Source organism: Methylobacterium cerastii (assembly GCF_022179125.1).
Taxonomy (GTDB): Bacteria; Pseudomonadota; Alphaproteobacteria; order Rhizobiales; family Beijerinckiaceae; genus Methylobacterium; species Methylobacterium cerastii.
Genome location: NZ_BPQG01000096.1, coordinates 1 through 3522 on the forward strand (window position 1 = coordinate 1; position 3522 = coordinate 3522).

At 66.3% G+C, this 3522-nt stretch carries 1 protein-coding gene, 3 pseudogenes and 1 riboswitch; all 4 genes and pseudogenes read left to right on the plus strand.

The genetic code is table 11. The features are described from left to right. A pseudogene (locus MFF13_RS23770) lies at positions 1 to 202 on the plus strand (porin family protein); the annotation flags it as partial. A gap of 265 nt (positions 203 to 467) precedes the next feature. After that, positions 468 to 1214: a DUF2076 domain-containing protein gene (locus MFF13_RS23775; protein ID WP_147828593.1), complete on the plus strand. Its 747-nt coding sequence runs from the start codon at positions 468 to 470 to the stop codon at positions 1212 to 1214. A gap of 600 nt (positions 1215 to 1814) precedes the next feature. After that, a pseudogene (locus MFF13_RS23780) lies at positions 1815 to 2720 on the plus strand (efflux RND transporter permease subunit); the annotation flags it as partial. A gap of 51 nt (positions 2721 to 2771) precedes the next feature. Next, a riboswitch (cobalamin riboswitch) is annotated at positions 2772 to 2983 on the plus strand. Between the two features lie 64 nt (positions 2984 to 3047). Next, a pseudogene (locus MFF13_RS23785) lies at positions 3048 to 3410 on the plus strand (TonB-dependent receptor plug domain-containing protein); the annotation flags it as partial. Positions 3411 to 3522: the final 112 nt, after the last annotated feature.

Here is a 3522-nt window from a genome sequence, read left to right on the forward strand (position 1 = left end):
CGTGACGCTGAAGGTGGAAGGTCTGTACGTGAACCTCGACCAGAACGGCCGCAACAACGGCGCGTTCGCCACCAACTCGACCGGCACCGTGACCCTGACCTCGCCGGGCGTGACCGTCGTGCAGAGCGGCCTGAACCGCAACAACAGCACCGAGTTCGCTGTCGTGCGCGCCGGCCTGAACTACAAGTTCGGCTCGTACTAGGACCTTCGGGACCGGACGCGGCCCGCACCCCCGGGCCGCAGCCGAACCCGATCCTCGACCCGACACGCAGAAGCCCGGCCGAAAGGCCGGGCTTCTTGCGTTTCCGGCATCTTGCTTTTCAAGAGGTCGTCCGGCCCTGAAGGCGAGGGTGCGCCTCACGCTGAAGTTTTCCGCGCGGCCCCTGACAAAGCGCCGCGTCCTCCCCATCTCTTCTGCATCCAGGCGGCGCGAGACGCCGCGGGTTCGACCTGAGGAGGACGACTCCATGAACAGCGAAGAACGCGACGTCATCTCCGGTATCTTCCAGCGCCTGGAGCAGGCTTCGAGCCAGCCCCGCGACGCCGATGCCGAGCGCTTCATTGCCGACAAGCTCCGGGCCCAGCCCTACGCGCCGTACGCGATGGCGCAGCTCATCTACGTGCAGGAAGAGGCGATCAAGAGCCTGAACCAGCAGCTCGAGCAGGCCCGCCAGCAGCAGGCGCAGCCGCAAGGCTCGGGCGGCGGCGGCTTTTTGTCGAGCATCTTCGGCGGCGGCTCGCAGCGCCAGGATCCGCAGCCGCAGCAGCGGGCCGGCGGCGCCTGGGGCAACCAGGGCGGCGCGCCGCAGGGAAACCCTCAGCAAGGCTATCCTCAGCAAGGCTACCCGCAACAGGGTTATCCGCAGGGCGGCCCGCAGCAAGGCGGACCTTGGGGCGGCCAGCAGCAGGCGCCCGCCCGCGGCGGCGGCTTCATGGCGACGGCCTTGCCGATGGCGGCGGGCGCGGCCGGCGGCATGCTGCTTGGTAGCGCCTTGTCGAACGCCTTCGCCGGCGGCCATTCGAGCCTCGGCAGCGCCTCGGCGGCCGGCCTTGGTGGCGGCACCACCATCGAGAACAACTATTTCGGCTCGGATGCCGGCGGCACCCAGGATTTCGGTGCGCCGCTCGGCGCCGGTAGCGACGCGGCCTTCGATGGCGGCAACGATGACTTCGCTGGCGACCTCGGCGGCGGCGACGACAGCGACTGGGCCTGATCGAAACCGGCGAAGCGGGCACGCACATTCGGGCTCGACGTCCGCTTCGCCGCCGCTCCGTCGTAATGCAAAAAGGGCTCGGGACCGCCTTTCGAGGCGGCCCCGAGCCCTTTGTCTTTCCGTCTCGCTGTGCGAGAGCAGAAAGTTTGTCGGCCGGGTCTACGCTAAGCCATTGATATCGCTTAGCATGGTTCTTCGGGCATTCAGTGAGTTTGTCGGCCAATGTGTGCAATGTTTGTCGGTTAGGGCAAAAACCCTCCGGCGTGTGCTTTAAGCGCTCCCATAGGGCGTAGGTTTGACGGCATCTCGACTCCGGAGCTACGCTGTTCTTTCTGTGTTCCTGATCCGCTTAGAGAGATATAAAACGCTGCTTGGGTGGTGCCGATGCCGCATTACATGCGCTTCGCAATTAGGCTGGAACCATGACATCGTTGGACCGCTGAGCATGCAATTCCAACATCAATGACGAAAAGCCCGGCCAGGATGAACCTGGCCGGGCTTTTCAATCGATCGACGAATAGGTAGACTTAGTGCTTCTGCTTGTCGGTCCTACGGATCCGAAGCTTTGTCACCGACTTAAAGCGCCTCACTTTGTTTTTCCGGGAACGCTACACGGTCAACGTGCGCTACCCCCGGGCCTTCCGGTCCGACCCGCGGGCCATCGCGGACGAGGTGCAGGTGCCGATCCCGGGCGGGGGGACAGTGCCGCTCGGCGAGGTGGCCAAGGTGCAGTTGAACCGCGGACCGACGCAGATCCGGACCGAGAACGGGCAACTCGCGGTCTTCATCTACGTCGACGTCGCGGGTCGCGATCTCGGGGGCTACGTCGCCGAGGCGCGGGCGGCGGTGGCCAACGAGGTCAGGCTCCCCCAAGGCACCCTCGTGCAGTGGAGCGGGCAGGTCGAGTACCTCGACCGGGCGACGGCCCGGCTCAAGGTCGTGGTGCCCCTGACGCTGCTGATCGTGTTCCTGCTGCTCTACCTCAACTTCCGTAGGCTCACCGAGACCCTGATCGTGATGCTGTCGCTGCCGTTCGCCCTCGTCGGCGGGGTCTGGCTGATGTGGTGGATGGGCTTCAACCTGTCGGTGGCGGTGGCGGTGGGCTTCATCGCGCTGGCCGGCGTCGCCGCGGAGACCGGCGTGATCATGCTGGTCTACCTCGATCATGCGCTGACCGAGATACGGGCCGGATGCGACCGCGCCGGACGGGCACTCACCCGTGCCGACCTGCGGAGGGCCATCATGATCGGCGCGGTGGAGCGGGTGCGTCCGAAGATGATGACAGTGGTCGCCATCATGGCCGGGCTCCTGCCGATCCTGTGGAGCACCGGATCGGGCTCTGAGGTTATGCAGCGGATCGCGGTCCCCATGATCGGCGGCATGGTCTCGTCGACCGTCCTGACACTGGTTGTGATCCCGGCGGTGTACGGCCTCGTGAAAGGACGGGGCCTGCCGCGGTTCGAACCGAATGCCATCGACCCCGAGGCCCGACTTGTAACGTTATGAACACACAGGGCGGAAAACCCCGAAGCGACATTGACGCTGGGCCATTCCCTCAGGTCCTGTATGCCCGACGGTTCCTCCCCGGAGGATCAAAAGGGAACGCGGTGAGGATGAGGTCCGAAAGGGCCTCCCCGAAGCCGCGGCTGCCCCCGCAACTGTAAGCGGCGAGCCCATCATCAACACGTCACTGGGTCTTCGGGCCTGGGAAGACGATGAGAGGGCGGTGACCCGCGAGCCAGGAGACCTGCCGTCAGTCGTGGTCACACGCGAAACGCATCGGGCGGGGTGTCCTGATGGGTGTCGAGGCGCCCGGCTGTCCTCACGACAGGCATGCGCCCAGGCTTCGTTCGCGGTGACGTGCCACAGACGTCGCCCGAGGCTTGTCCCGTGTCCTTCCCCTCCCGATCGGCGTGCCTGCGCACGCTTGCGCTCGCCTGCGCCGCCCTTCCCGGTCCCGTGCTCGCGCAGCAGACCGCGGCCCCCTTCGCCGATGTCCCGCGCGGGGCCGAGGCGGCTGTCTCGCTCTCCGAGCTTTCCGTCTCAGCCACCGGCGTTCCGACCCCAGTCGACCAGATCGGATCGAGCGTCACCGTACTCACCGCCGCCACGCTGGAGGCCCAGCAGCGCCGCACCGTCCCGGATGCCCTACAGCAGGTGCCGGGCCTCAACGTCGTGCAGACTGTAAAGGGCGGACCAATTCCAGGCCGCTGTGGCGGAGTAAAACCAGGCCAGTGGCGGCCGGCAGCTTGAACGATGAAGGGGCCCGATCGGGCGCCTTCATCGTTCAAGCTGCCGGCCGCCACTG